The sequence below is a fragment of the Brevibacillus sp. SIMBA_040 genome (genome assembly GCF_046535075.1).
Taxonomy (GTDB): domain Bacteria; phylum Bacillota; class Bacilli; order Brevibacillales; family Brevibacillaceae; genus Brevibacillus.
Genome location: NZ_JAWRXI010000001.1, coordinates 557,546 through 582,300, shown reverse-complemented (window position 1 = coordinate 582,300; position 24,755 = coordinate 557,546). Strand labels below are relative to the sequence as shown.

At 50.6% G+C, this 24,755-nt stretch carries 18 protein-coding genes; 17 read left to right on the top strand and 1 reads right to left on the bottom strand.

The window, feature by feature from the left end; all coding sequences use genetic code 11:
• Positions 1 to 17 precede the first annotated feature (17 nt).
• The 12 genes from SB752_RS02865 to SB752_RS02810 all read left to right on the top strand — a co-directional run bounded on the left by SB752_RS02865 (position 18) and on the right by SB752_RS02810 (position 11,012).
• Positions 18 to 761: an ABC transporter ATP-binding protein gene (locus tag SB752_RS02865; RefSeq protein WP_410714268.1), complete on the top strand. Its 744-nt coding sequence runs from the start codon at positions 18 to 20 to the stop codon at positions 759 to 761.
• A 35-nt stretch (positions 762 to 796) separates the two neighbouring features.
• The gene (locus SB752_RS02860; RefSeq protein WP_410714222.1) at positions 797 to 2,014 is read left to right on the top strand and encodes an ABC transporter substrate-binding protein; all 1,218 of its coding nucleotides are present in this window, start codon (positions 797 to 799) and stop codon (positions 2,012 to 2,014) included.
• Positions 2,015 to 2,106: 92 nt separating this feature from the next.
• Positions 2,107 to 2,934 (top strand): methyl-accepting chemotaxis protein, encoded by an 828-nt coding sequence (locus SB752_RS02855; RefSeq protein WP_410714221.1) that lies wholly within the window; start codon positions 2,107 to 2,109, stop codon positions 2,932 to 2,934.
• 114 nt (positions 2,935 to 3,048) lie between these two features.
• Entirely contained in the window at positions 3,049 to 4,017 is a 969-nt protein-coding gene (gene paaA / locus SB752_RS02850; protein ID WP_410714220.1) for a 1,2-phenylacetyl-CoA epoxidase subunit PaaA, read from the top strand.
• An 11-nt stretch (positions 4,018 to 4,028) separates the two neighbouring features.
• The gene (gene paaB / locus SB752_RS02845) at positions 4,029 to 4,370 is read left to right on the top strand and encodes a 1,2-phenylacetyl-CoA epoxidase subunit PaaB (RefSeq protein WP_410714219.1); all 342 of its coding nucleotides are present in this window, start codon (positions 4,029 to 4,031) and stop codon (positions 4,368 to 4,370) included.
• A 17-nt stretch (positions 4,371 to 4,387) separates the two neighbouring features.
• Positions 4,388 to 5,221, top strand: a complete 834-nt coding sequence (paaC, locus tag SB752_RS02840) for a 1,2-phenylacetyl-CoA epoxidase subunit PaaC (protein WP_410714218.1) — start codon at positions 4,388 to 4,390, stop codon at positions 5,219 to 5,221.
• 14 nt (positions 5,222 to 5,235) lie between these two features.
• Complete coding sequence (gene paaD / locus SB752_RS02835; protein WP_410714217.1) at positions 5,236 to 5,739, top strand: 1,2-phenylacetyl-CoA epoxidase subunit PaaD; 504 nt, start codon at positions 5,236 to 5,238, stop codon at positions 5,737 to 5,739.
• Between the two features lie 23 nt (positions 5,740 to 5,762).
• Complete coding sequence (locus SB752_RS02830; RefSeq protein ID WP_410714216.1) at positions 5,763 to 7,205, top strand: NAD-dependent succinate-semialdehyde dehydrogenase; 1,443 nt, start codon at positions 5,763 to 5,765, stop codon at positions 7,203 to 7,205.
• Positions 7,206 to 7,563: 358 nt separating this feature from the next.
• Positions 7,564 to 8,463 (top strand): cytochrome c oxidase assembly protein, encoded by a 900-nt coding sequence (locus SB752_RS02825; protein WP_410714215.1) that lies wholly within the window; start codon positions 7,564 to 7,566, stop codon positions 8,461 to 8,463.
• 39 nt (positions 8,464 to 8,502) lie between these two features.
• Positions 8,503 to 8,961, top strand: a complete 459-nt coding sequence (locus SB752_RS02820; protein ID WP_049741859.1) for a DUF420 domain-containing protein — start codon at positions 8,503 to 8,505, stop codon at positions 8,959 to 8,961.
• A gap of 58 nt (positions 8,962 to 9,019) precedes the next feature.
• On the top strand, positions 9,020 to 9,958 hold the full coding sequence (gene cyoE / locus SB752_RS02815) for a heme o synthase (RefSeq protein WP_410714214.1): 939 nt from the start codon (positions 9,020 to 9,022) through the stop codon (positions 9,956 to 9,958).
• Positions 9,959 to 10,097: 139 nt separating this feature from the next.
• The gene (locus SB752_RS02810; protein WP_410714213.1) at positions 10,098 to 11,012 is read left to right on the top strand and encodes a COX15/CtaA family protein; all 915 of its coding nucleotides are present in this window, start codon (positions 10,098 to 10,100) and stop codon (positions 11,010 to 11,012) included.
• Between the two features lie 73 nt (positions 11,013 to 11,085).
• Here the strand turns inward: SB752_RS02810 and SB752_RS02805 are convergent, their stop codons facing one another.
• Entirely contained in the window at positions 11,086 to 11,604 is a 519-nt protein-coding gene (locus SB752_RS02805) for a hypothetical protein (protein ID WP_410714212.1), read from the bottom strand.
• 77 nt (positions 11,605 to 11,681) lie between these two features.
• Here SB752_RS02805 and SB752_RS02800 point away from each other — a divergent pair, with 77 nt between their 5' ends.
• The 5 genes from SB752_RS02800 to addA all read left to right on the top strand — a co-directional run bounded on the left by SB752_RS02800 (position 11,682) and on the right by addA (position 24,720).
• Complete coding sequence (locus SB752_RS02800; protein ID WP_410714211.1) at positions 11,682 to 12,308, top strand: LysE family translocator; 627 nt, start codon at positions 11,682 to 11,684, stop codon at positions 12,306 to 12,308.
• A gap of 181 nt (positions 12,309 to 12,489) precedes the next feature.
• Positions 12,490 to 13,755 (top strand): exonuclease SbcCD subunit D, encoded by a 1,266-nt coding sequence (locus SB752_RS02795; protein ID WP_410714210.1) that lies wholly within the window; start codon positions 12,490 to 12,492, stop codon positions 13,753 to 13,755.
• On the top strand, positions 13,752 to 17,399 hold the full coding sequence (locus SB752_RS02790; RefSeq protein WP_410714209.1) for an AAA family ATPase: 3,648 nt from the start codon (positions 13,752 to 13,754) through the stop codon (positions 17,397 to 17,399). Before SB752_RS02795 ends, SB752_RS02790 begins: the two co-directional genes overlap by 4 nt.
• Positions 17,400 to 17,414: 15 nt before the next feature.
• Positions 17,415 to 20,906: a helicase-exonuclease AddAB subunit AddB gene (gene addB, locus SB752_RS02785; RefSeq protein ID WP_410714208.1), complete on the top strand. Its 3,492-nt coding sequence runs from the start codon at positions 17,415 to 17,417 to the stop codon at positions 20,904 to 20,906.
• Positions 20,878 to 24,720 carry a helicase-exonuclease AddAB subunit AddA gene (addA, locus tag SB752_RS02780; RefSeq protein ID WP_410714207.1) on the top strand — a complete coding sequence of 1,281 codons (3,843 nt, stop codon included), beginning with the start codon at positions 20,878 to 20,880 and terminating at the stop codon, positions 24,718 to 24,720. Before addB ends, addA begins: the two co-directional genes overlap by 29 nt.
• The last annotated feature ends 35 nt before the right edge of the window (positions 24,721 to 24,755 follow it).

Genomic DNA, 24,755 nt, shown 5'->3' with positions numbered 1-24,755 from the left:
AGAGTGGGGTGACAAAAGTGGCGAATGTGATTTTACAAGCAGAAAACATCGTTGCACGGTACGGTCCCGTAGAGGTGCTTCATGGAATCAATCTGGACGTAAAAGAAGGAGAAATCGTTTCCTTGCTTGGGTCCAACGGGGCGGGAAAGACCACGCTGCTTAACTGTATCTGTGGTTTGCACAGCTCCAAAGAGGGCAAGGTCCGGTTCCGAGGCGAGGAAATTACCAAAATTCCTGCGGAGCTGGTCGTCAGTCGAGGCATGGCTCATGTACCCGAGCGAAGACAAATCTTTTCTACGATGACGGTAGAGGACAATCTGTGGCTGGGTGCTTCTCATCGCATGCCGAAGACGAGCAAAAAGGAAATCGCTAAAGAAATGGACACCGTCTATCAGCGCTTTCCGATTCTAGCAGAGCGCAAATGGCAGTTGGGAGGCACACTCTCTGGTGGACAGCAGCAAATGCTGGCGATTGGCAGAGCGTTGCTGTCTCGCCCGCAGCTGTTACTTCTGGATGAACCCTCGCTAGGGCTGGCGCCACTGATCGCCAAGGAAATCTTGACGATCGTGCAGGAAATTCGTGCTGAATGGGGGACTACGGTCCTTCTGGTGGAGCAAAACGCACGTGCAGCGCTAGCCATCTCTGATCGTGCGTACGTCCTGAGTACAGGCACAGTGATGCTGGAAGGCACTTCCGAAGAAATGATGAACGATCCTCGTGTGCAATCTGCTTATTTGGGTCATGCCCATGAAGCGGTTTGACAAATAAAAAAGCAACGAGATATCAAGGGGGCCCTATGATGAAAAAAAACCACAAGACAAAATGGTTATTCCCGTTCGCACTCGCTTCTTTTGTTCTGCTGAGTGCATGTGGCGGGGGCGCAAAGCCTGCTTCTGAGGCAGCGCCAGCAGCTGGAGGACAAGCGGCACAAACAGAGAGCGCGAGCAAAGACCCAATCCGCGTGGGAGCAATCTTTTCCATGACGGGTCCGAATAGCCCACTCGGCGTTCCGGAAAAACAAGCAGTAGAATTGTTGGTCAAAGAGCTCAATGGCGCTGGCGGAGTCGATGGTCATCCGATCGAGGTAGTTTTTGAAGATGACAAATCGGACAACACAGAAGCCGTAAAAGCGATCAAAAAGCTCGTATCCAAAGAAAAGGTAGTAGCAGTACTGGGCTCATCCGGTAGCGGTCCATCCCTCGGTATGGCGGAATTCGCTGCAGCAGAAAAGCTGCCCCTCATTTCCATGGCTGCTGCTGACCAAATCACTAATCCGGTTCGTGCTGGTATTTTCAAGACACCACATACAGATGCACATGGAACCAAACGCATCTTTACCTATTTAAAAGAAAAAGGAATCACCAAAATCGCTACGCTCAATGACAGTAATCCATACGGCAGCGGCTGGACGCAGCAAATGCAAAAGTACGCACCTGAGTATGGCATTACGATCATAGCTGAGGAAAAATACGGCACAAAAGATCCATCGATGAGCTCCCAGTTGACCAAAATCAAGGGAACGGATGCACAAGCGCTGATCGTAGCTGGAACCAATCCGGGACCTGCAACGATTGTAAAGGAAGCAAAGCAATTGAACCTGTCCATTCCGATTATCTCAAGCCACGGTTCTGCTAACAGCAAGTTCCTGGAGCTGGTAGGTGACGCAGGTAACGGTGTTCTGATGGTAGCGGGCAAGCTGCTCGTTCCTGATCAAGTAGACGCTAACGATCCACAGTCTGCCATTATCAAAAAGTTCGTAGATGGCTACCAAGCTTCCTACAAGTCTGAGCCAGACGGTTTTGCAGGCTATGGTTACGACGGTTTGAACATTTTGGTAGAAGGTCTGAAGCAGGCTGGCGGAGATGCTTCCAAGCTTGGCGAGGTATTGGAAAAAGTAAATTATGTAGGGGTAACAGGGGAGTTCAAGTTCTCGGCGGAAGACCACAACGGCTTGACGGAAGACAGCATGATCATGGTTGAAGTGAAGGATGGCAAATTCCAGATCCTGAAATAACGAAAAACGCATGCTACGAAGAAATGGCTGTTCTTTCCGCAAAGGGGCGGGGGGAATAGCCGTTTTCGTCAGGACGTCAGGAGGTAGAGTACATGTCTCAAATGCTAAATAGCTTACTGATGGTTGCTCCCATTTTGCAAAAAGCATTTCTACTTGATTGTATGGTTGGCGTCACGGATAGAGAAAAATTTCTGGCATATTATCCGACGAAAGGCTTGAACCTGGGGATCAAAGTAGGGGACAGGTTGCGTGAGGGCAGTATCAACGCAATGGCGATTGCCGAGAAGCGGCGGGTGGTCAAAAAGATTCCCAAAGAGGTGTTCGGTATTCCTTACATAGCAGTAGGCTTTCCCATCATTGAGCATGGTCAGGTAGTAGGCTGTTTGGCAACCGGTGTCACTACCGACCAGGAGGAGCGCTTGCGTAGACTTGCGGGTGAGCTGAACGAGGCATTTGAGAATATTGCGATGCATACGGAGAGCCTGGCAAAAGAGGCAGACGATTTGGCTGGAGCCAGCCACACGCTCTCGGATGCGGCGGCGAAGATGAAACTGAAAATTGCCGAGACCTCGCAGATTAGCCAGCTCATTCGTGATATTTCCACCCGGTCCAACGTGCTTGGATTAAATGCAGTTCTGGAAGCGGCACGCGCAGGCTCTGCAGGACGAGGCTTTTCTGTTGTGGCAGAAGAAATCCGGAAGCTGTCTCAGACCACCTCAACATCAGCAAAAAATATTTTTGGCATTCTGGATGAAATGAATGATTTGGTAGGACTCGTATCGAGTGAAATGGAGAAAACGACCGCACATAGCCTACAGCAATCAACCCGCATACAAGAGCTCGATGCAGTAATGCAGCAGCTGCGCCATATGTCAGAACAGCTGAGAAAAGCAGCAGTATCAACAGATCGTTCAGAATGAATGTTTTGAAAATGATGCCTATTGCGATAATGTATGACGTTATGTTATTATTGCGTTATAAAAACGTAGCATAAATTATGCGTAATGAATTCGGTTACAAGGAGGGCTTGCTCCATGCAAACACAGATCGAGCGTTTTGATATGACGGAGAATGAAAAAATGGAAGCGTTTTTAGCTCGAATCGACCGCGGTGAAAAAATAGAAGCGGACGACTGGATGCCAGACGATTACCGCAATCAGTTAGTTAAGCTTATATCCATGCACGGGATGAGCGAAATCATGGGTGCACTACCGGAAAAGGAATGGGTGCCAAAAGCTCCAACCCTGCGCCGCAAGCTGGCGATCATGGCAAAGGTTCAGGACGAAATGGGGCATGGTCAGCTCTTGCTGCGCGTAGCAGAAGACCTCATTGCTCCTTTGGGCAAGACACGTGAAGATTTAATGCAGGATTTATTTACGGGTCGGCTTAAATTCCACAACGTATTTCACATGGAGGCACCAACATGGGCGGACGCGGGTGTCATCGGATGGTTGGTAGACGGAGCGGCTATCATCACGCAGTCCATGTCGCTTGATACATCGTACGCGCCATATGCTCGGGCGTTGCATCGGATTTGTGCAGAGGAGAAATTCCACGCCCAGCACGGGGAGAGCATCGTACTGGAGCTGGCAGAAGGAACTGCCGAGCAGCGTCAAATGCTCCAAGAAGCAATCACTCGCTGGTGGCCATCCCTGTTGATGTTTTTCGGTCCGCCAGAGAACGGCAACATTACGAGCAACCAAGCCTCGAATATGCGTTACAAGATTCGGACACAGACAAATGAAGAGCTGCGTCAGGTATTCTTGAATAAATACTTGCCGCGTATTTTCCACCTCGGCTTCACATTACCAGACGATACGATCTACTTCGACGAAGCCGAAGACAAATGGGTATACCAACAACCGGATTGGGAGGCTTTCAAGCAGATTGTAAAAGGCAACGGACCTCGTTCTGCGCATCGTCTCAATCTGAGAGAAATGTCTTATGAAGAAACCAAATGGGTGCGGGACGCCATCATGTCGTTCGGCCGTCAAGTAGGGTAGGTGAAATGAACATGGAAGCGAAAGAAAATGAGACCTTTTTCATCTATGAAGTGTTTAGCCAGAAAAGCGTAAGCGCTTCATTTGTCCACCAATTCAGCCTGCTGGCACCGAATGAAGAGGTAGCCCTTACCATGGCACGGGAGAATTTCCTGCGCCGGGAGCCTTGTTTTAACCTGTGGGTGGTCAAGCGGGATCACATCCACGGCTTGCCGCCAGAAGAGCGCCCTTTCCTGGAGCGGCTGGACAACAAGAGCTATCGGGAGACAAAAGGCTATGGTGATCTACAAGCCAGATGGCGTCATCATAAGGAAAAATACGAAGAACAACAAAAGCATGCAGGAAACGGCAGCTAAGGAGGCGGGATAAGATCATGGGCGATAACGTACGTGTAGAAAACGTAGAACAAGCAAAACAAAACCAGGAATACGCGCAGGCCTTGGCTGATCTGTTGTTCCAGCTTGCTGATGATGATTTTATCCTCGCGTATCGAGGATCGGAATGGCTCGGCCTCGCTCCGCATATTGAAGAAGATGTAGCTTTTTCCTCGATGTCGCAGGACATGATGGGGCATGCTGTGATGCACTATCAGATGCTGGAGGATCTGGGGCTGGGAAAAGCGGATGATTTGGCACAGCTACGCGAAGCGGGGGCTTTTCGCAACGCGATTCTGGTAGAACGTAAAAACGGCACAGGCGAGTACGATGACAATCCTCACTACGATTGGGCATATGCCATTGTCCGCAGCTACGTCTACGGCTTGTATAAGCAGGTGAGACTGGAATCACTGCTCCAATCCTCCTATGAGCCGCTTGCTATGATTAGTCGCAAAATGCTGACAGAGCATCGCTACCATTTGATGCACTGGCAGGTATGGTTAAAACAGCTGGCGAATAGTACGAAAGAGGCGCGCCAAAAACTGGAAGCTGGAATGGCCAAGGTGTGGGAAGATGCGGGAGAGCTTAGTAGCCTCGGTCAAAATGCAGAAAATATCGTTCGCTTTGGTCTGATTACAGGCGAAGAGCTACTGAGACAAAGATGGCTGGCAAACACCAAAGACATTTTCCAAAAAGCAGGACTCAGCTGGCCAGGAGAGCCTGGCGTACCAGCGGAGCGCGGACGTTTGGGCGAGCATACTGCTGATCTGAAGCAGGCTTTGGCAACCTTGTCCGAAGTATACCGTTTGGACCCAGTAGCGAAATGGTAAAGGGGTGATTCTCTATGACGAACGATAAAACCACGCAGCAGGAAGCGCAGGAAGCGATTTGCTGGGAAATGCTGCAGGATGTAAAAGATCCGGAGATTCCGGTAATCAGCATGGTAGAAATGGGTATGATCCACAAGGTGCGAGTGGAGTCGGGCGTCGTGGAGGTTGAGGTACTCCCCACTTTTGTCGGCTGTCCGGCGCTTGAGATCATGAAAAAGAACATCACGGAAAAGCTGATCGAGATGGAAGGCATTTCAGAAGTACAGGTTCGCTTCGTATACGATCCGGCTTGGACCTCGGACCGCATTGTACTGGATGCTCGGGACAAATTGAAAAGCTTTGGCATTGCGCCACCGCCGCTTGATTTTAAAGCGGGCGATTCATGGGATGTATCCTGTCCATACTGCGATTCTGTTTACACACAGCTCGAAAACTTGTTTGGTCCCGCAGCCTGTCGCAGCATTTTGTATTGCCGACAATGCAAAAATCCGTTTGAGGCTCTAAAACCAATCTATTGAAGAGAATGAGAGGAGCGAGTGTCATGGGAGAGTACAAACAAATGTATATCAATGGAGAGTGGGTTGCTGCAGAAAGCGGTGAAACGACTCGTATTGTAAACCCGGCAACGGGAGAAACGGTCGGGGAAGTCTCCTTCGGCGATAGCCGTGATGCGAAAAAAGCAATTGATGCTGCACATGAGGCGTTTGGCAGCTGGTCGCGTCTGACTGCTCGTGAACGCTCCAAATACTTATATAATCTGTCCGAGCTCGTGAAAAAGAACCGTGATGAGCTGGCAGGACTCATTTCCGCTGAGATGGGAAAACCGCTTGGTGAAGCAAAGGGTGAGGTGCTGGGCGCCGCAGACAACTTTGTCTGGTATGCTGAGGAAGCAAAGCGCGTGTACGGCGAAACCATTCCGTCCTCTGTGCCAAACAAGCGAATCATGGTTCTGCGTCAGCCAGTGGGGGTAGTCGGAGCGATTACGCCATGGAATTTCCCAGTGAACATGGTTGCACGCAAAATTGCCCCAGCTTTGGCAGCAGGCTGCACCGTCGTTCTAAAGCCAGCGGAAAGCACACCGTTGTCTGCGGTTCGTCTGTTTGAACTGATCGAGCAAGCTGGTTTCCCAAAAGGTGTAGTCAACCTCGTTGTCGGCAAGCCAGAGTCGATCGGCCAGGAGTTTATTGATAATCCGAAGCTTAGCAAAATTGGATTTACTGGTTCCACTCGCGTAGGTAAGCTCCTGATGGAGGGGGCGGCTAAGCAAGTAAAACGCGTCAGCATGGAGCTGGGCGGTCATGCACCGTTTATCGTGTTTGCAGACGCAGATTTGGACGCTGCTGTAAAAGGTCTGTTTGAAAGCAAATTCCGTAACTCCGGTCAAATGTGCATTTGTACCAACCGCCTCTATGTTCACGAGGAAGTAGCAGATGCCTTCACGGAGAAATTGGTAGAGCGTCTAAAGCGAGCAAAGGTAGGGGACGGTCGCCAAAAGGAAACCGAAATCGGTCCATTGGTAAACGAACGCGCACTGAGCAAGGTGCTGGAGCATATTGAGGATGCAAAAGGTAAAGGCGGTCAGGTTGTCTTTGGCGGAAATCGCTTAACAGAAGGCGAATACGCAAACGGATTCTATTGCGAGCCAACTGTCATCGCAGGTGTAACGGAAGAAATGAAGATTTCTGTAGAAGAGACCTTTGGACCAGTTGTTCCAATGGTGCGCTTCACAGACGAGACAGAGGTAGTGAAGCAAGCGAACAACACGCGCTACGGCCTGGCTGCTTATGTGTACACAAGAGACAACCAACGCTGCTTCCGCATGGCTGAAGAACTGGAATACGGTATCGTCGGTATCAACGACGGCTCCCCAACCCAAACCCAAGCGCCATTCGGCGGCTTTAAAGAAAGCGGAATCGGCCGTGAAGGTGGCCACTTCGGTATGGATGAGTACCTGGAAACCAAGTTCGTTTCCTTTGGGGTGTAAAAAACTAATAATAAAAAGGAAAAAGTCCAGATGAATATCTGGGCTTTTTTTGCTTTTTATTGATGTCCTAACAAAGAAAGCGAGTGGAAGATAAACAGCTGTTGAGAGGAAACTGGAGAAAAAAGCGAGGCTCTTTTTTCCTGTAGCCGTCCAGGAATGACCCCTGAGCAGGTGAGCCAAGAAGCTAGAGCGTTTTCTCCGGTTTCCTCTCCTCCCCAACAGCCTGTCTACCTCCGATTTCCCCACCCCCCGTATTTGTCAACACTTTGTTCATTTTTATCCTCTAAGAATACTGGAAACAACGGTATAATGGAGAATGTAAAGAGGGCACCCTTTTTAGTAGGAAGGGAGGATATTCATGGGAAGTCAACATCAACATGATTTGTCATCCGGAATAGGGACGGCATCATTTTCGGATTTGTGGAGTCCAGATGTGATGCTTTTTACGCTGATTATAGCCAGCCTGTATTTTCTGGTGACAGGCCCATGGCATAAGCGATTTGCCAATGCAACCGGGGCCACGAATAAGCAAAAATTATTGTTTGTCTTTGCATTAGTTTTGTTTTACACCGCACAGGGAAGCCCCATTAGCTATTATGGACATCATTACCTGTTTAGTTTGCACATGCTGCAACAATCGATCTTATATTTTGCACTGCCTCCCATTGTGCTTCTGGCGTTGCCAGAGTGGCTCTTGTTAACCATCTTCCGACCAAAGCCGTTAAAGGCCATTTTGAATGTGGTAACACATCCGTTAGTCGCTGCACTTTTGTTCAATACGCTGTTCTCCTTTTACCATATTCCGTTCATTTTTGATGCAGCAGCGCTCAATCATCAATGGATGACTGTCTATCACGTGATTCTTCTGCTTGCTGCGTTTGCCATGTGGTGGCCGATTGTAAGTCCGCTATCGGATGACAAAATGCAACTGGCAGGCTTGAAGAAGCTCACCTACATTTTTGCAAATGGGGTACTGATTACTCCTGCCTGTGCGCTTATCATTTTTGCGGAAGACCCTTTGTACGCCACATACATGTCGGTTCCGCAAATATTCCCGAGTCTCGACACGTTCAGCGACCAGCGTTTGGGCGGAATTATTATGAAGCTGATACAGGAGCTCGTATACGGTTGTGTGCTCGCGTATGTCTTCTACAACTGGTATAAACAGGAGAAGCAGGAGGACTTGCCCATGGATTTGCAACCGTCTGCCGCAGCTCTATTAATGAAGTCACCGGCTACAGACGAAGGCAGAGCATAATAAGAAACAGAGATAGATTACATGAATGAGGTGTAGGAAATGGCCATTTTGTTGCCTACGATAAGCACTTCGTTTATCGTCATCAGTGGCATTCTTGTTGCTTTTGGCTGGTATGCGATTGCAAAGAGACAAATTGAAAGACATATGAAGATTATGAAGTGGGCTGCAATCTGTGCGACGATCTTCTTCATCACGTATGTTTCTAGAACGGCCTTTGTAGGGAACACCCATTTTGGCGGTCCTGATAGTCTGAAGCCGATCTATCAAACATTCTTGATCTTTCACATCACTCTGGCAACAGTTGGTGGTGTGATGGGGTTGATCACAATCAGACACGCTTACAAAAAGAATTATGCCAAGCATAGAAAAATTGGCCCTTGGACGTCGATCATCTGGTTCATTACAGCGATTACAGGCGCAACGGTATATACCTTGTTGTACCTGATTTATCCGGGTGGCGAAACAGCTGGTGTAATCGATGTTATTTTTGGTAGATAAAATTGCCTTGCTTTGAATACGCGCATGTTCAGATAGATCATGACAGGAGGTACAAAACGTGGACCAGCAAGTGACTATGCAGGAATCGCTCAATGGCGATACTTCCTTGCAGGCACAATCTGTAGAACCGGCAACTTGGCGTGACTATGTACAACTGACAAAGCCTGGTATTACGCTGTCCAACCTGATGACAACATTTGCTGCCTTGTGGTTGGCATCCTTTGGATATCCAGATTGGAAACTGACGTTCTTCACGATGCTTGGTACTGCATTGGTGATTATGTCAGGTGCGGCATTAAATAATTTTTATGATCGCGATCTTGATAAAAAAATGGAACGAACCAAAAACCGTGCGCTGGCTTCCGGGCGAATTTCAGCGCGCAATGCATTGTTGATCGGAATTGGTTTGCTTCTCGCAGGCTTGGCTGTTCTCGCAGTATTTGCTAACCCACTCGCTGCTGTGTGGGGATTGATTGGACATATTTTTTATGTGCTGATCTATACGCCGCTGAAGCGGGTAACCACGCTGAATACAGTGATTGGCGGGATTTCAGGTGCGGCACCTCCTGTCATCGGATGGGTAGCTGTAACCAATAATATGGACCCGGCTGCATGGCTGCTTTTCCTGATTCTGTTCTTGTGGCAACCTCCGCATTTCCTGGCGTTGGCGATGCTGAAAACAGAGGAATACCGTGCAGGCAATCTGCCAATGCTACCGGTAGTAAAAGGCTTTGCAGAGACCAAGCGTCAAATGATGCTGTGGGGTTCGGTGCTGTTCCCGGCATCTGTTTTGCTCTTTATTCATGGCAGCGTAGGCTATGTGTACCTGATTGTCATGGGTGTAATGGGTCTTGTGTACATGGTGCTGTTGTTCCAAGGCTTCAATGCCAAGGACGATCTCGCATGGGCACGCAAACTGTTTGGCTATTCGATTTTGTATTTGACCGTTTTCTGTGCTGCGATAGTAATTAGCACCATGGTGCATTATTATTATTGACACATAACACTCACTAAATGTTCACGGAACATCCCTTGTCTATCAGGGGATGTTTCATTAATGTAAGAGAGGACAGTAAGCAAGAGGCCGCATTACGATCGATGGTCTCAATCCTCTTAAGAAACAGGGTGTATTCACTATGGAAAAATGGCTGAAACCTCTAGCCGTTCTTGCTACTCTTGTCATGTTTATCGTCATGATCGCCGGGTCGCTCGTAACCAAAACGGATTCCGGTCTTGGATGTGGGAATGACTGGCCGCTTTGCAACGGCAAATGGGTCCCGGAGTATACCTTGGCATCAATAATTGAATATATGCACCGTTTGATTACTGGAGTTGCTGGCATTATCGTTGTGATCTTTTCGGTGCTGTGCTTGCGCTTCTATCGCGGCAATCAGGAAGTACGCAATCTCGCTCTGTTCGGTTTGTTTTTCATTGTTTTGGAATCCATTCTGGGCGCATCTGCTGTTATTTGGCCACAATCCTCCAGCGTACTGGCACTTCACTTTGGCTTCTCGTTGCTTGCTTATACGGGGGTATTTTTGCTTAGCCTGTTCGTTTTGCAGCGTGACAAGACGGAGCTGATGGTACAAGGTTCTGTCTCCTCAGGTTTCCGTAAATGGGTATGGGGAGTAACCATTTATGCGTACGGTGTTGTGTATTTGGGAGCTTATGTACGCCACACAGGCTCAAGCATGGCTTGTAGCGATTGGCCGCTGTGTGATGGCAAGCTGATACCGGAGCTGTCCGGTCAGGTAGGAATTCAATTTGTTCACAGACTGGGAGCTTTGATTCTGGCGATCCTGCTTCTGGCGACCATGATTTACGCCATCCGTCATTTTAAACAAACACGCCGGGATTTGTATGGCGCGAGTATCGCATCGTTTGTACTGGTGATGGCACAGGTATTTAGTGGTGGGTTTGTCGTGTTGTTCAAGCTCCATCTGTACGCGACACTTTTACACTCGATGATCATTACGATTTTGTTCGGGATCATGTGCTATATGTGTCTGCAAACGCTCAAGACTCCAGAGAGCAACAAGCTGAGGAAGTAGAAGAAGCTAAGCTAGAGAAAAACCGTTGCCTGAGTGGCAACGGTTTTTTGCTTAGTAATGAAGAGAAGGGGAGTCAGTTGGGTTCAGCAAATGTTAATGGAATCGTTTCAGTGAATTCGCCTTGCTCTGTTTTCCAAGTAATTGTAAATGCCGGGTGTTCACCAAAAAATTGCTTTACCTGCTCTGCGGTCACGCCATTTCGAAAGTAGTCTTGATTGATATCCGTATTGGGTACATCCTGAAACAAAGTGATGTGCCCATTTTGAAAGGAAGCGTCTTTCACATTGCCTGCTTGTTGACTGGTAAAAGTTACAGTAGCTTCATAATGAATATGTGTGACTTTTTGATTGGTTAGATGATTGATTTTACCGATAAAACGGGCACCATCTTCATTGTCTGGAATGATGTCGATAACCGCGTCCCAATTGTCTGATTGACCTGAATACTGGTAAGACCAGCCTTGTGAAGAACATGCGATCATTAAAAGCAGGGCAGCGATGAGGAGAATGATCATTTTAACTGAACGAATCTTAATCAGTCCTCCTGTAAAGAATTTACTACTGGTAATGATACCATGGATAACTTTGTTCAAATAGTTGGAAAGTATTTTGCCTACTTATCCCGTGTGTTATAGTGAAGCAAAAATTGTTTTTTCAGGGGGTGGAGGAGATGGAGCACTTTTTCTTGTTTGTCGTGATGTCGATCTTGTTGATCATTTTGCCTGGCCCTGATACTGGCTTGGTCACGAAAAATACAGTGACACACGGCAGCAGGGGCGGACTGCAAACTATGGCAGGGATTTCTGCTGGACTACTCATTCATACTACGGCAGCAGTATGTGGTTTATCTGCTCTTATTGTAAAATCCGCGATGCTATTTTCCGTATTCAAGTATGTCGGGGCGATTTATTTAGTCTATTTGGGCGTGACCACACTGTACGCTGTCATCAAGAAAAAAGAAAGCACCGTACAGGTGGAGGAAGAAAATAAATACGGCCATAAGTCGGCATTTCTCCAGGGCTTTTTGACCAATCTCCTCAATCCAAAGGTAGCGGTATTTTTCCTTACCTTCCTGCCACAATTTTTGCCCGCAGGGAGCGACCCATTCCTACCCTTTTTCATGATGGGTATGACTTACACAATTCTTACTGTGGTCTGGTTTTTACTGTATGTGTACATCATTGATCTCATGAGCGCATGGATGAAAAAACCGTCTACCCAGCGTGCTGTCCAAGGCATCTCAGGACTCGTTCTCTTGTTGTTTGGCATGAAGCTGGCACTCGAAAAAAATCCATAGCAGCTCGAGTAATACACAAACGAAAGAAACCAGTCCTGACAAGAGAGATGCGTCTTGACTGGTTTCTTTCCTATTTTGTTCGAGATTCTGAGTAAAAGTGGAGTAAATTTCAACAACGAACTGCTCTGTCTTTTGTTACAATAAAAAGCAAACACATGATCGTGGCGAAAGGATGAAAGTCATGCGCATTTTACATACAGCCGACTGGCATTTCGGGCGCCAGCTGGAAGGCAGGGATCGGCGGGTAGAGCAGGCAGCCTTCGTGGACGAGCTTGCTCGCATTGCCGATGAGCGAAAAGTCGATTTGGTACTGATTGCAGGTGATGTCTATGATTCAGTCAATCCGCCAGCATGGGCAGAAGAGCTATTTTATGAAGCATTAGAACGGTTGTCTGCAGAGGGCAGACGAGCGGTTGTCGTAATTGCAGGAAACCACGACCAGCCAGAGCGTGTCAGAGCGGCAGCGCCACTGGCGACGAAGCACGGAATTGTTCTTTTGGGCTTGCCAAAGGAAGCTCCTTTGCTGTCCACGGAAGAGGTCAGCTCTGACCGGGTAAGAATTGTCCAGGGAGGACCTTCATGGCTTGAGCTGGCGGTACCGGGCTGTGAGCATCATGCGGTCGTGTTGGCCTTGCCGTATCCTTCTGAATCGCGATTGAAGGAGCTGCTTAGCGAGAGCTTTACTCAAGAGCAGATGCAGCTCGCTTTTTCGGAACGTATAGCGCAATTGTTTGAAGAGCTGTCCTGCCATTTTCGCGAGGATACCGTCAATCTGGTTACCAGCCATCTGTTTGTCATGGGCGGCATGGAGACAGATTCGGAGCGTCCGATCCAAATAGGGGGAGCGCTGACAGTTTCACCGCAGGCTTTTCCCAAAAACGCTGACTACGTGGCGCTGGGACATCTGCATCGCCTGCAAAAGCTGAGTGACAAGCCGTTGGTTCGTTACAGTGGATCGCCACTCTCTTACAGCTTCTCAGAGGCGGGGCAGAGCAAGGCTGTCGTCTTGGTCGAGGTGGAGCCGGGGACAGAGGTACAGCCAGGTACAGAGGTGCAGGAGGAAATCATTTATTTGACGAGCGGCAGACCGTTAGCACGCTGGAGAGCGACTGAGGGGATCACGCAGGTGGAAAAGTGGCTTGCAGAAGGCAGGGACGCCGGCTCCTGGATTGATCTCGAGCTGCATGTATCGGATGTGATTGACCCGGCAGAATTTCAGCGAGTTCGCAAGCTAAGTGATGACTTTCTCAAGATTCAGCGTGTGGTCGTACGTGAAGATAACCAGAATGAGGATGGGGCGCAGCGGGTCGAGCTGACAGAGCTGACCTCGGATCAATTGTTTCGCCGCTTTTATGAGCGAAGACGGGGAGCTGAGCCGGATGAGCGACTGGTAGCGATGTTTCAGCGCCTATTGGCTGAGACCGGGGGAGAGGAGGAAGTAGAATGAGACCGATTCGATTAAAGCTGGCTGGGATGCACAGCTATCGGGAAATGCAAGAGGTTGATTTCGAAATTCTGTGTCAGGCAGGATTGTTTGGCATATTCGGTCCTACTGGCAGCGGGAAATCCACGATCCTCGATGCCATTACACTCGCTCTCTACGGACAGGTGGTTCGCTTAGGTGGAGGAAACCATCCAAAGGAAGTATTGAATCAGCTGGAGCAGCGTGTATTTGTTTCGTTTACCTTTGAACTCGGAAAAGGGGCGGAGCGAAAGCAATATACAGTAGAACGGGAATTTGGTCTGGATAAAAAGGGGAATAAACGACAGCCAGAAGTGCGTCTTATCCAATCAGGAGCATTGACAGGAGAGCCGGATGTTGTGCTGGAGTCCAAGGCAACTACTGCCACGGCTGCGATTGAAGCATTAATTGGTCTTACCCTGCAAGACTTTACCCGGGCTGTCGTTTTGCCGCAGGGGCAATTCTCACGCTTCCTGACGTTAAAAGGTAGTGAACGCAATGAAATGCTGCAACGGATGTTTCGTTTGCACATCTATGGAGAAAAGCTGAGTGAGCGAGTTCGTCATGCGTTGGAGCAGACCAAGGAGCAGATGCATCGCTTGCAGCTGGAAATGGCTGCGCTAGGCGATGCGGGTCCAGAGGCGCTTGAGGAAGCAAGGCAAACGTGGGAGGAAGCGGCACAAAAAGAGCAGGAATTTACACTGCAAAAGCAGGAGCTGGCTGGCAAGCAAAAGGAGCTGGAGCAGCTTCATCAGTGGCAGCAGGAGCTGTCTGCCGTACAAACGAATTTGCAGGAGCATGCAGCAAAGGAAGCGGAGATGAAGCTTTGGAAAGAGAGGATTCAAAGCTGGGAAGCGAGTATCCGTCTCTGGCCGTTGGTTCAGCAGTACGAGCGTTTGGACAAGGAGTGGCTCTCGACTGAGCAGGCATTGGCTCAAAGCAGGCAGCAGCAAGAACAGGCGAATCTTGCGCTAGAGGCGAGAGAGAGCGAGTACCAGCGTGCCCATACTGAGCTGATACAGCAAGAGCCTGACCTGATCATGCAAAAAGGCAGGCTGGTCCAAGCACAGGAGTGGGAAGAAGAGCTAAAGGCAATTCGCGTGGAGTGGACAGACTTGGAGCGGGAATGGAACGAGGTCTCACTCACACTGACGCAGGTAGAGGAGCAGCTGGTGTGCGATGAAGCAGCGCTCCGAGACTGGGAGCAGGAATGGAAGAATCTCGAGAATCAGCTCCAGCAGGCAGCTGTTACCCCAGAGTGGCGTGCCCAGATCGGTGCAGCGAGAGAGGCCAAGCAGCAATGGGAGCGTGAGCACGCAAAGGCGAAGGAGCTGGAAGCAGCGCAAAATGTGGCAATGCAGCAGCTGCAGCAGGCAGCACATACAGCCAATGAACGGCGAGTAAGCTGGGAAAAAAGTGCGAACAGGCTGATCCAGCTAAAAGAGCAAATGACAGCTTTTACAGTGCAGCCAGTCATGAGCGATGCGGATTATGAGCAAGCGCGAACAGTGCTTGCAGAGATGAAGCAAACCGGGCGACAGTGGCGAGAGGTACTGAAGCAGGTGGCGGATTGGCAGGAAAAATCGCAGCGGGTTACAGGAGAGCGGGAGCAGGTTGAGTCCCGTTACCGTGCGCTGTCCGATGCTTTTACTAAGCAGGAAGCGTCTGCAGCAGATGCCCTCGCCAGAAGAGATCAGCTGCGACAAGAATGGGAGCTGTGGCAGCAAGAGAACATGGCTCGTTTTCTGCGGGAGAGACTGGAGGATGGCAAGGAATGTCCCGTATGCGGCTCTACCCATCATCAGCACAGAACGGATAGCCACGATGGTTCTTTGGCTGCGTCTCAGGGAGACGAGCTTCGTACACGTATCAAAACAGCTGAAGAGGCCGTACGCACAGCTGAGCAGCAAATGAGCCTCGCCAAAGAAGCGCTGCTTGGAGCAAAAGGTGAGCTGACCGCCTTTGACGATCGTCTCACAGCTTTAAAGGAAGAGCGTAGCGTGCTGGAAGGGCGCTTGGAGGAGATCAAGGCCGAGTGCCGTGGATACGGTAAGCCGTGGGATGTGGCAACGTTTGAAGAGCTTTTGCAAGTCTATCAGCATGAGGAAAAAGAGCTAGCAGCAAAGCAAGCAGAACGCGAGAGTGCGAAAGTAGAGCGTGAACGGCTGCAAAAGCAGGTAGAGGTGCTGCGCGAAGAAGAGGCAGAGCACCAGCGGCTGCTGGAGAGAAGCGTGACCTTGCAGGAGCAGTCTGCTAAAGCTGTAGAGGAGGGCAAAGAACGCCTGGAAGCTGCTGTGGAGCAGGAAAAGCTTGCAGCAAGCGAGCTCGATGCCAAACGAAAAGACGTGCCTGTAGAGGAAATCGAGCAGAAATACGAGGAAATCGGACGACTGGACCTGCGTTTGGCTGAGCTGCAGCGCATGCGCACGGAAAAGGAAGTATTGCGTGGTACGCTCATGTCTCAGGTGGAAACGGCAAAAACACGTCGTTTTGAAGGAAAGTCACGAGAAGCTGCTCTCAAGGAAAAGCTTGCGGACAGAAAACGCATGTGGGAGCTAAAGCACATGCAGTGGCTGGAACGGACTGGCGGTCAGCCTGCCCAGGAGCGAATTCGTCAGCTGGAGGAAAAGCTGCATGGACTGCGCCAAGCTGCTACACAGGCAGATGCGAAGAGAAAGGAAGCAGCGGAAGCGCGTGAAACGGTTCAAAGCAATCTGGTCAAGTATTCCGAAGCACTGGCTGTACTGACCCGGCAACGGCAGGAAGCTCATGACACATTATTTACCAGCCTGCAGGAAAGTGGAATTGCGACTATTGAGCAGGTGAAGCAGCTGTACGCAGAGCGTGGGCAATTACAAGAGGCACAGGAACAAGTAGAAGCTTATGAGAGAATCCAAAGACAGCTGCGCTACGAGGAAGACCGACTGGTTCAGGCAGTGGCAGGACGGACGCTCAGTGAAGAGGAGTATGCAGCTGCAAAAGAGGCGTGGCAACAGTGGGAGCAGTTTTTCCAGGACGCTCAAAAGCAAGTGGCTGTGGCAAAAGAGCATGTCGATCGGATGGAAAAGAACCATGTGAAATGGCAGGAAGTACAAAAGCAGCTCGAAGAACAGCAGGATGAGCAAAGCCGCCTGGAAGAGCTGAAAAAGCTATTTGAGGCGAAAGCATTTGTTCAATTTATCGCCGAAGAAAAGCTGGTTTCGATCGCGAGAGACGCTTCGTACCATCTCAAGAGGATGACGGCCAATCGCTATGGCTTGGAAATTGGAGACGAAGGGGAATTCGTCTTGCGGGATGAGGGTGCCGGAGGAATGCGTCGCCCGGTCAGCACGCTGTCTGGAGGAGAAACCTTCCTGACCTCTCTATCGCTTGCTCTAGCCTTATCTATGGAAATCCAGATGCGTGGCGGTCGCCTGGAGTTCTTTTTCCTCGACGAAGGATTTGGAACACTCGATCCTGAGCTGCTGGAAGTTGTCATGGACGCGCTGGAGAGATTGCGTATGGACGATTTTACGATCGGCGTGATCAGCCACGTCCCGGAAATTCGTGTTCGGATGCCGCGTCGCCTGGTCGTAACGCCTGCCGAGCCGATGGGAAAAGGAAGTATGCTCCAGCTGGAAATGGAGTAAGGGAGGAAGAGAAGCATGGCAGTCCAATTTATATTGGGACGAGCGGGAACTGGAAAAACGGACGCCATTCATCGCCAGATCCAAGAGCGGCTGCAACAAAGCCCGCTCGGTACACCCATGATCCTGTTAGTTCCTGAACAAGCCAGCTTTCAGGAGGAGTATGCTCTGGCTACTCTCCCTGGGCTGGGGGGTGTCATGGGTACGCAGGTACTGAGCTTCGGGCGTCTGGCTCATCGCTTGATGCAGGAGCTCGGCGATTTGACGACGGTACCTGTCGATGATTTGGGCAAGCATATGGTGCTGCGGATGCTGCTGGAGCGGCATAAAGAGGAGCTTCAAGTATTTGGCCGAGCTTCGATGCAGCCGGGGTTTGCCACGCAGCTTGGGCGTTTAATCAGTGAATGCAAGTCTTATGGTGTGTCGTTTCCACATACAGAAAGTCTGGAGTGGGGAACGGCTAATCTGAATCAAAAGGTAAATGACCTGCGACTGATTATGAATGCGTACGAAGCGTATTTGGCGGAAGGGTACTGTGATGCGGACGATATTTTGAACCGTGTCGCTGTGATGGTGCGAGATTCCGCGTATATCAGGCAAGCAGAGATATTCATAGATGGCTTTACGGGGTTCACGAATCAGGAGCTGCGTCTGATTGAGCAATTGATGGCTCATGCCAAGCAGGTAACGATTGCCCTCACGCTTGATCCGAATGAACGAGATGCTTCTGTCGATGAGCTGGGCTTGTTTCACCCTACCCTGCGCACCTATCAAGCTCTCACACTGATGGCACGTGAAGCAGGCGTGACAGTTGCCAAACCACTTCTATTGACTGAAGCGCATCGTTTTTCCAGCAGTCCGTGGCTGCGGCACATGGAGCATGCATATTTCCAATGGGGTGATACCGGTTTCTCTCCACCAGCAGAGCGAAAGGACGAGGTAGTATTAGCGTCGGCGGTAAACAGACGGGCAGAAGTAGAAGCAGTCGCCTTGAAAATTCTTGCGCTCGCCAGAGAAGAAGGGTATCGATGGAAAAATATAGGAATTTTGCTTCGCGAGATCGGGACGTATGCAGATGAGATTGCTGCGATCTTTACGGATTACGGTATTCCCCACTTCCTCGATCAGAAACGAACAGTGATGCATCATCCGCTGGTGGAGCTGGTTCGCTCGGCTCTGGAGGTCATTGTGACCAGATGGCGCTATGATGCTGTTTTTCGCTGTTTGAAAACGGATTTGCTCACGGTCGATATAGCAGACGAAGAGACGGCCCGCAAGGAAATTGATCGTCTGGAAAACTACGTGCTGGCACATGGTGTATATGGTTATCAGTGGGGCGAAGAATCTGCTTGGCGTTTTCGCGGGCAGTACGGAGCCGAGGACGACGCGATTGCCGATGAGCTGCGGCGCAAATACGCCGCACCTTTGCTTGCGTTTGAAAAAGAGATGAAGCAGGCGACAAGCAAAAGCGTGAGAGAGATGACGACAGCCCTGTACAATCTCCTGATCGCGCTTGATGTGCCGAACAGGCTGGAAAAATGGCAGCAGACTGCAGAGGAAGCTGGCGATCTGGACACGGCTCAGGTACATGGGCAGGTGTGGACGGGACTGGTTGAGCTGATGGACCAGGTGGTGGAGGTCATGGGCGAGGAGAGCATGGAGCTGGCTACCTTTGCCCGCGTCCTGGATAGTGGCTTGGAGACTATCGAGCTCGGGCTTGTTCCTCCTGCGCTGGATCAAGTATTGATCGGATCGATGGAGCGTTCGCGGCAACCCGAAGTAAAAGCCTTGTTTGTACTGGGTGTAAATGAAGGCGTCATCCCTTTGCGACCAAAAGAGGAAGGGATTTTGGATGAAGCAGAGCGGGAGCGTCTAGCAGAAATGGGGCTGTCTCTGGCGCCAGGAGCCAAGCAGCGCCTGATGGCGGAGCCGTACCTTTTGTATCAGGCTATGACAAGACCGTCAGAGCGCTTGCTATTGAGCTGTGCTCTCGCCGATCAGGAAGGCAAGGCGCTTTTGCCTTCCTCCGTCTTTTCGCGGGTCAAGGAAGTGCTGCCAGATGCGGTGCAGCATGTGTTTTATAACGAACCGACAGGCGAGCCTGAGGATGACATCTTTTTGCTGGGCAATCAGAGACGCGTTTTTAGCCATCTGCTCACACTGGTGCGCGGCATGAAAAAAACAGGAGAGCTGTCGCCTTTTTGGTGGGAGGTCTATGACTGGTTCATTCGCTTTTCCCCGGAAGAGGCGCGGGAAAAATGGCTGTTGTCCGGCTTGCGATACAAAAATTTGCCGGGTGAGCTGAGCAGAGAAACGAGTGCAAGCCTGTACGGTAGCCAGCTGAAAATGAGTGTGTCTCGTCTGGAGAGGTTCCAGTCGTGTCCGTTTTCCCATTTCTCCTCACACGGGCTGAGGCTTTCTGAGCGTACACAGTACAAGCTGGAGCGCTTTGACGTCGGTGAGCTGTTTCACGCTTCTCTCAAGCTGGCTGTTGAGAAAATGAATGTAGAAAACCTGGAATGGGGCAGGCTGACCGAGGCAAACAGTATGGATTTGGCGAATGTCGTAGTCGAGGAGCTGGTTCCAGCAACCAGAAGCAGTATCCTGACGCGGACAGCGCGATATCGGTATTTGTCCGGGAAGCTGAAGCGAGCTGTAGGCAGAGCGATTTACGTGTTGGGCGAGCATGCCAAGCGAAGCCGTTTTGCCCCGGTTGGGCTGGAGGTTTCCTTTGGTCCGAATTCAGATTTGCCGGGCCTCTCATTGTCGCTGGAAAACGGTGTAGACTTGCAGCTAATCGGACGAATCGACCGTGTAGACCAGTCACTCGACGGTGATGTTCCTTACTTGCGCGTCATCGATTACAAGTCGAGTCCAAAGCAGCTTCAGCTCTCTGATGTTTGGAATGGTCTGAATCTGCAGCTGTTGGTGTACCTCGATGTCGTGGTGGCGAATGCAGAGCAATGGCTGGGGAAAAAGGCCGAAATGGGCGGAGTGTTCTACTATCAGGTAGCCGATCCGTTCGTGACTGCCAAGCGACTACTAACCTCGGATGATGCGCAAAAAGAACGGGCGAAGCGTTTGCGAATGAAAGGTCTGATGCTGGCTGAACCCGAGCTGGCACGAATGATGGATGCACAGGTTGAGCAGGGAGCGTCAGAGCTGGTGCCTTTTGAGATCAAAAAGGACGGCACGCTTTCCTCACGTTCTTCTGTGGCGACGAGAGAACAGTTTCAAGCTTTGACTGCATACGTACGGGATACGGTCAAAGAAATCAGTACGCGCATGACCAATGGAGAAATTCAGATTGATCCCTATACAAATGGTACGATGACTGCCTGTGATTACTGCTCGTACAAGCCTGTCTGCCAGTTTGACGGGGAAACAGGCGGGAATTCGCACAGGCAGTTGAGCAAATGGAACAACAAGCAAATTTGGGGCATGTTAGCGGAACAGCAGATGACAGGAGAGGAGGGTACCCATGACACAAGAGCAACAAACCAAGCCTGAGCAATGGACAGATGAACAGTGGCAAGCCATTACTCAGCGGGGAAATAATTTGCTCGTAGCTGCCGCCGCGGGCTCAGGTAAAACCTCTGTGCTTGTCGAGCGCATCATTCGGCGCATCATGGACGAGAGCGATCCGGTTGGCGTCGATCAGCTGTTGGTGGTGACCTTTACCAATGCGGCTGCTGCGGAGATGCGTCATCGGATCGGTGATGCACTGAGAAAAGCATTAAACGACGACCCTCACTCTGCGCATCTGCGTCGTCAGCTTGCTTTGCTTCAACGAGCGACCATTACGACCTTGCATTCCTTTTGCCTAGGAATCCTGCGTCAGTATTACTATTTGATTGATCTCGATCCAGAATTTCGCATAGCCGATCAACTAGAAGGAGAGCTTTTGCGTCAGGATGTTCTCGAAGAACAACTGGAAGAATGGTACGAAAAAGACGTCGACTTTCACGCACTGGCGGATGTCATGCTGGATGGACAGGACGACCAGGCGCTTACTATCTTGCTTCTACGGCTCTATGAATTTTCGCGAAGCCATCCAGAGCCGGCACATTGGCTGGAAGAAGCCGCTGGCATGTTTGAGGTAGGTAGTAAGAACGGATTGGATGGACTGCTTTGGGCTAAAAGCGTACTTAGATCCATAGAGCTTGCGCTGGGGAGCATGACAGGCAAGATGCGAAGAGCTGTCTATTTGGCGTCCTCTCCGGAAGGGCCAGCAGCCTACTTGCCTCTTCTGGAGGCAGAGGCTGCGGCATTGGATTACGCTAGTACAGCATGTCGGACAGGCTGGGAAGCTGCAGTGCAAGCGGTGCGAGGAATTACCTTTGCCAAGCTGCCACCTGTGAAAGGCACTGATCCTGACATTAAGGAACAGGTGCAAGAGCTACGAAACAGCGTGAAAAAAGAAATCGGTGAGCTGCTTGAGCAGTATTTCTTTATGACGCCCGAGCAGTACTTGGCTGATTTAGAGCGACTCGCGCCACATATGCAGACGCTTGCGAGGCTGGTTATTACATTCTCTGATGCTTTCCAAAAGGAAAAGCGTGCCCGCAGCCTCGTGGATTTTGGTGATTTGGAGCATTTGGCTCTGCACATATTGACGGAGCGCGATGAAGCAGGAAGCGTGGTTCCCTCATCCGTGTCTGAGCAATTGCGCGTGCAATTTGCCGAGGTTCTGGTCGATGAATATCAAGATATTAATCTCGTACAAGAGACAATTCTGCAAATGGTTTCCCAGGATGGGACGTCAGGACCTGCGGCTAACCGCTTTATGGTGGGGGACGTCAAGCAAAGTATTTATCGGTTCCGTTTGGCAGAGCCCAAGCTGTTCCTCGATAAATACTTGACCTATCAAAAGGAGGACGCAGTCCACTCCCACGAGGGTACGGAGGCTCCTGGCTTGCGGATCGATCTGGCGGCTAACTTTCGCAGTAGACGAGAGGTGGTCGATTCGGTCAACTATTTGTTCCGGCAGATTATGTCTCCCGGCGTAGGGGAGATCGATTATGATCGGTCTGCCGAGCTGATCAATCGGGCTTCGTACCCGGACGTGGAAGCAGATCGTTTGCGCGTAGAAATGCACCTGATTGACCGCAAGAACAGTCAAGGAGAGGCTGGACAATCTGAAGTACCTGACGCAGCGGATGACGCAGAGACTGCAATTCCGGAAGCATCGGGCGAGTCGAGTGAGGAAGCGAGCGTAGCTCAGCTGGAGGCACGCCTGATCGCGAGTCGCATTCGCCGCTGGATGGAGCCGGGCGAAGGAGAAGCGCCGCTGCTCGTTTTTGATAAAAAAGCAGGAGGATTGCGTCCGCTCGCCTATCGGGATATCGTCATTTTGCTTCGGGCTACTGCTGGCTGGGGACAGACGCTTCAAGAAGAATTGAAAGCTGCAGGAATTCCTGTGTACGCAGAGCAAACAGCCGGTTACTTCGCTGCGACAGAAGTGGAAACGATGCTTTCTTTGCTGCGCGTGATTGACAACCCGCTGCAAGATATTCCGCTTGCCGCCGTACTGCGATCTCCGATTGTTGGTCTGCGCGAGAAAGACTTGGCACAAATTCGAGTTGAGTATGCGTCGGGACCTTTTCATCTCGCTGTCGTTCAGTATGCCGAGGAACGCACTGCAAAGGAGCCATGGGAAAAAAGACTGCGCTATTTTTGGAGTCGCTTGAAAGACTGGCGGACTGGGGCGCGCAGAGGAGCACTGTCAGAGCTGCTCTCCGTTTTGTATCGGGAAACAGGCTACCTCGATTATGTGGCAGCGCTGGAAAATGGTCAGCAGAGACAAGCGAATCTGCGTGCCTTGTATGACCGGGCGAAGCAGTATGAGGCAGGCTCTTATCGCGGCCTGTTCCGGTTTCTTCGTTTTGTCGACCGTTTGCAGGAGGCAGGCAATGACCTGGGTGAAGCGCGGACCATCGGAGAGAACGAGGATGTCGTTCGCATCATGACGATCCATAAAAGCAAAGGGCTGGAATTCCCGGTTGTATTTGTAGCGGGAATGGGTAAGCAGTTCAATACGATGGATTTGAAAAGTCAGTTCCTGCTGCACAAAGACCTTGGATTTGGTCCAATGGCGGTGGAGCCATCCCTTTTGGTTCGCTATCCGAGCATTACTGCATTAGGTATTCGTCAGCAGCTTAAACGAGATATGCTAGCTGAAGAGATGCGCGTATTGTATGTGGCACTCACTCGCGCCCGTGAAAAGCTCATTTTGGTGGGCTCAGCCAAGGACTTGGCGAAAAGCATAACTGACTGGGGACGCCAGGATGGCGAAGAGCGGCTGAGTGATGAGGATCTGATACAGGCGAAGGGCTATTTCGACTGGGTCGGCCGAGCGATGCTGCGTCATCCGGAAGCTGGTCCACTCAGAGCCTATCCGCAAACGATGGGAACAGGCGACGTGGTAAGTGTCCGAACCATACCAGATGAATCGATCTGGTCATTCCATTTTTATCAGGCAGATGAGCTGCGAGCGCAAACGGACCCAAAAGGCGACGAACTATCTGTATGGGAGCGTATGACACATCGGGAGCAAATCCTGGAGCGGCCGACAGATGAGAGGTTGCAGCGAATGATCGAGAGCAGCTTGAGCTGGAAGGACCCACACGGCATCGCGCCACGTGTCCAAGCGAAGTGGAGTGTCAGTGAGCTAAAGCGGAATGCGAAGACAAGCAAAAGCGGACAGCCTGTCATGCTTCCTTCTATTACAGAAAAACCGAAGTTTATGACAGAACAAAAATCGAGTCGTATCACCGGTGCGGAAAAAGGGACAATTACCCACTTGGTCATGCAGCATCTTGATTTGCAGCGTTCGTTGGATGAAGCAGATATTCGGGATCAGGTGGCATCGCTCGCAGCACAGCGCTTTTTAACGGAAGAGCAGGTGCAGGCGGTAGAGGTTGGGCAAATCGCTCGATTCTTTGCCGATCCACTGGGCCAGCGCATGAAGCAGGCTCGTGTCGTACATCGCGAGCTGCCTTTTACGCTAGCGATCCCTGCGCATGAAGTCGAGCCAGAGCTTGGCGAGGAGAGTGAAGAGCAGGTTATTGTCCAAGGGGTGATAGACTGCTTGCTGGAGGAGCAAGATGGAAGTCTCGTTCTGATTGATTTCAAGACAGACTGGCTAGCCAAAGAACCATCTGCCAAAGCCGTAGAGGAGCTGACCAAAAGATACGAGGGTCAGATCAGGCTCTACGTTCGTGCGATCAAGCAAATCATCAAACCGGACGTGGAGGTATCGAGCTATTTGTTTCTTCTCTCGGGAGGATTTGCGATCTCTTTTTCACTCAACCAGCATGATTAAGCATACGGCGCCGTTCAGAAATGAGCGGCGTTTTT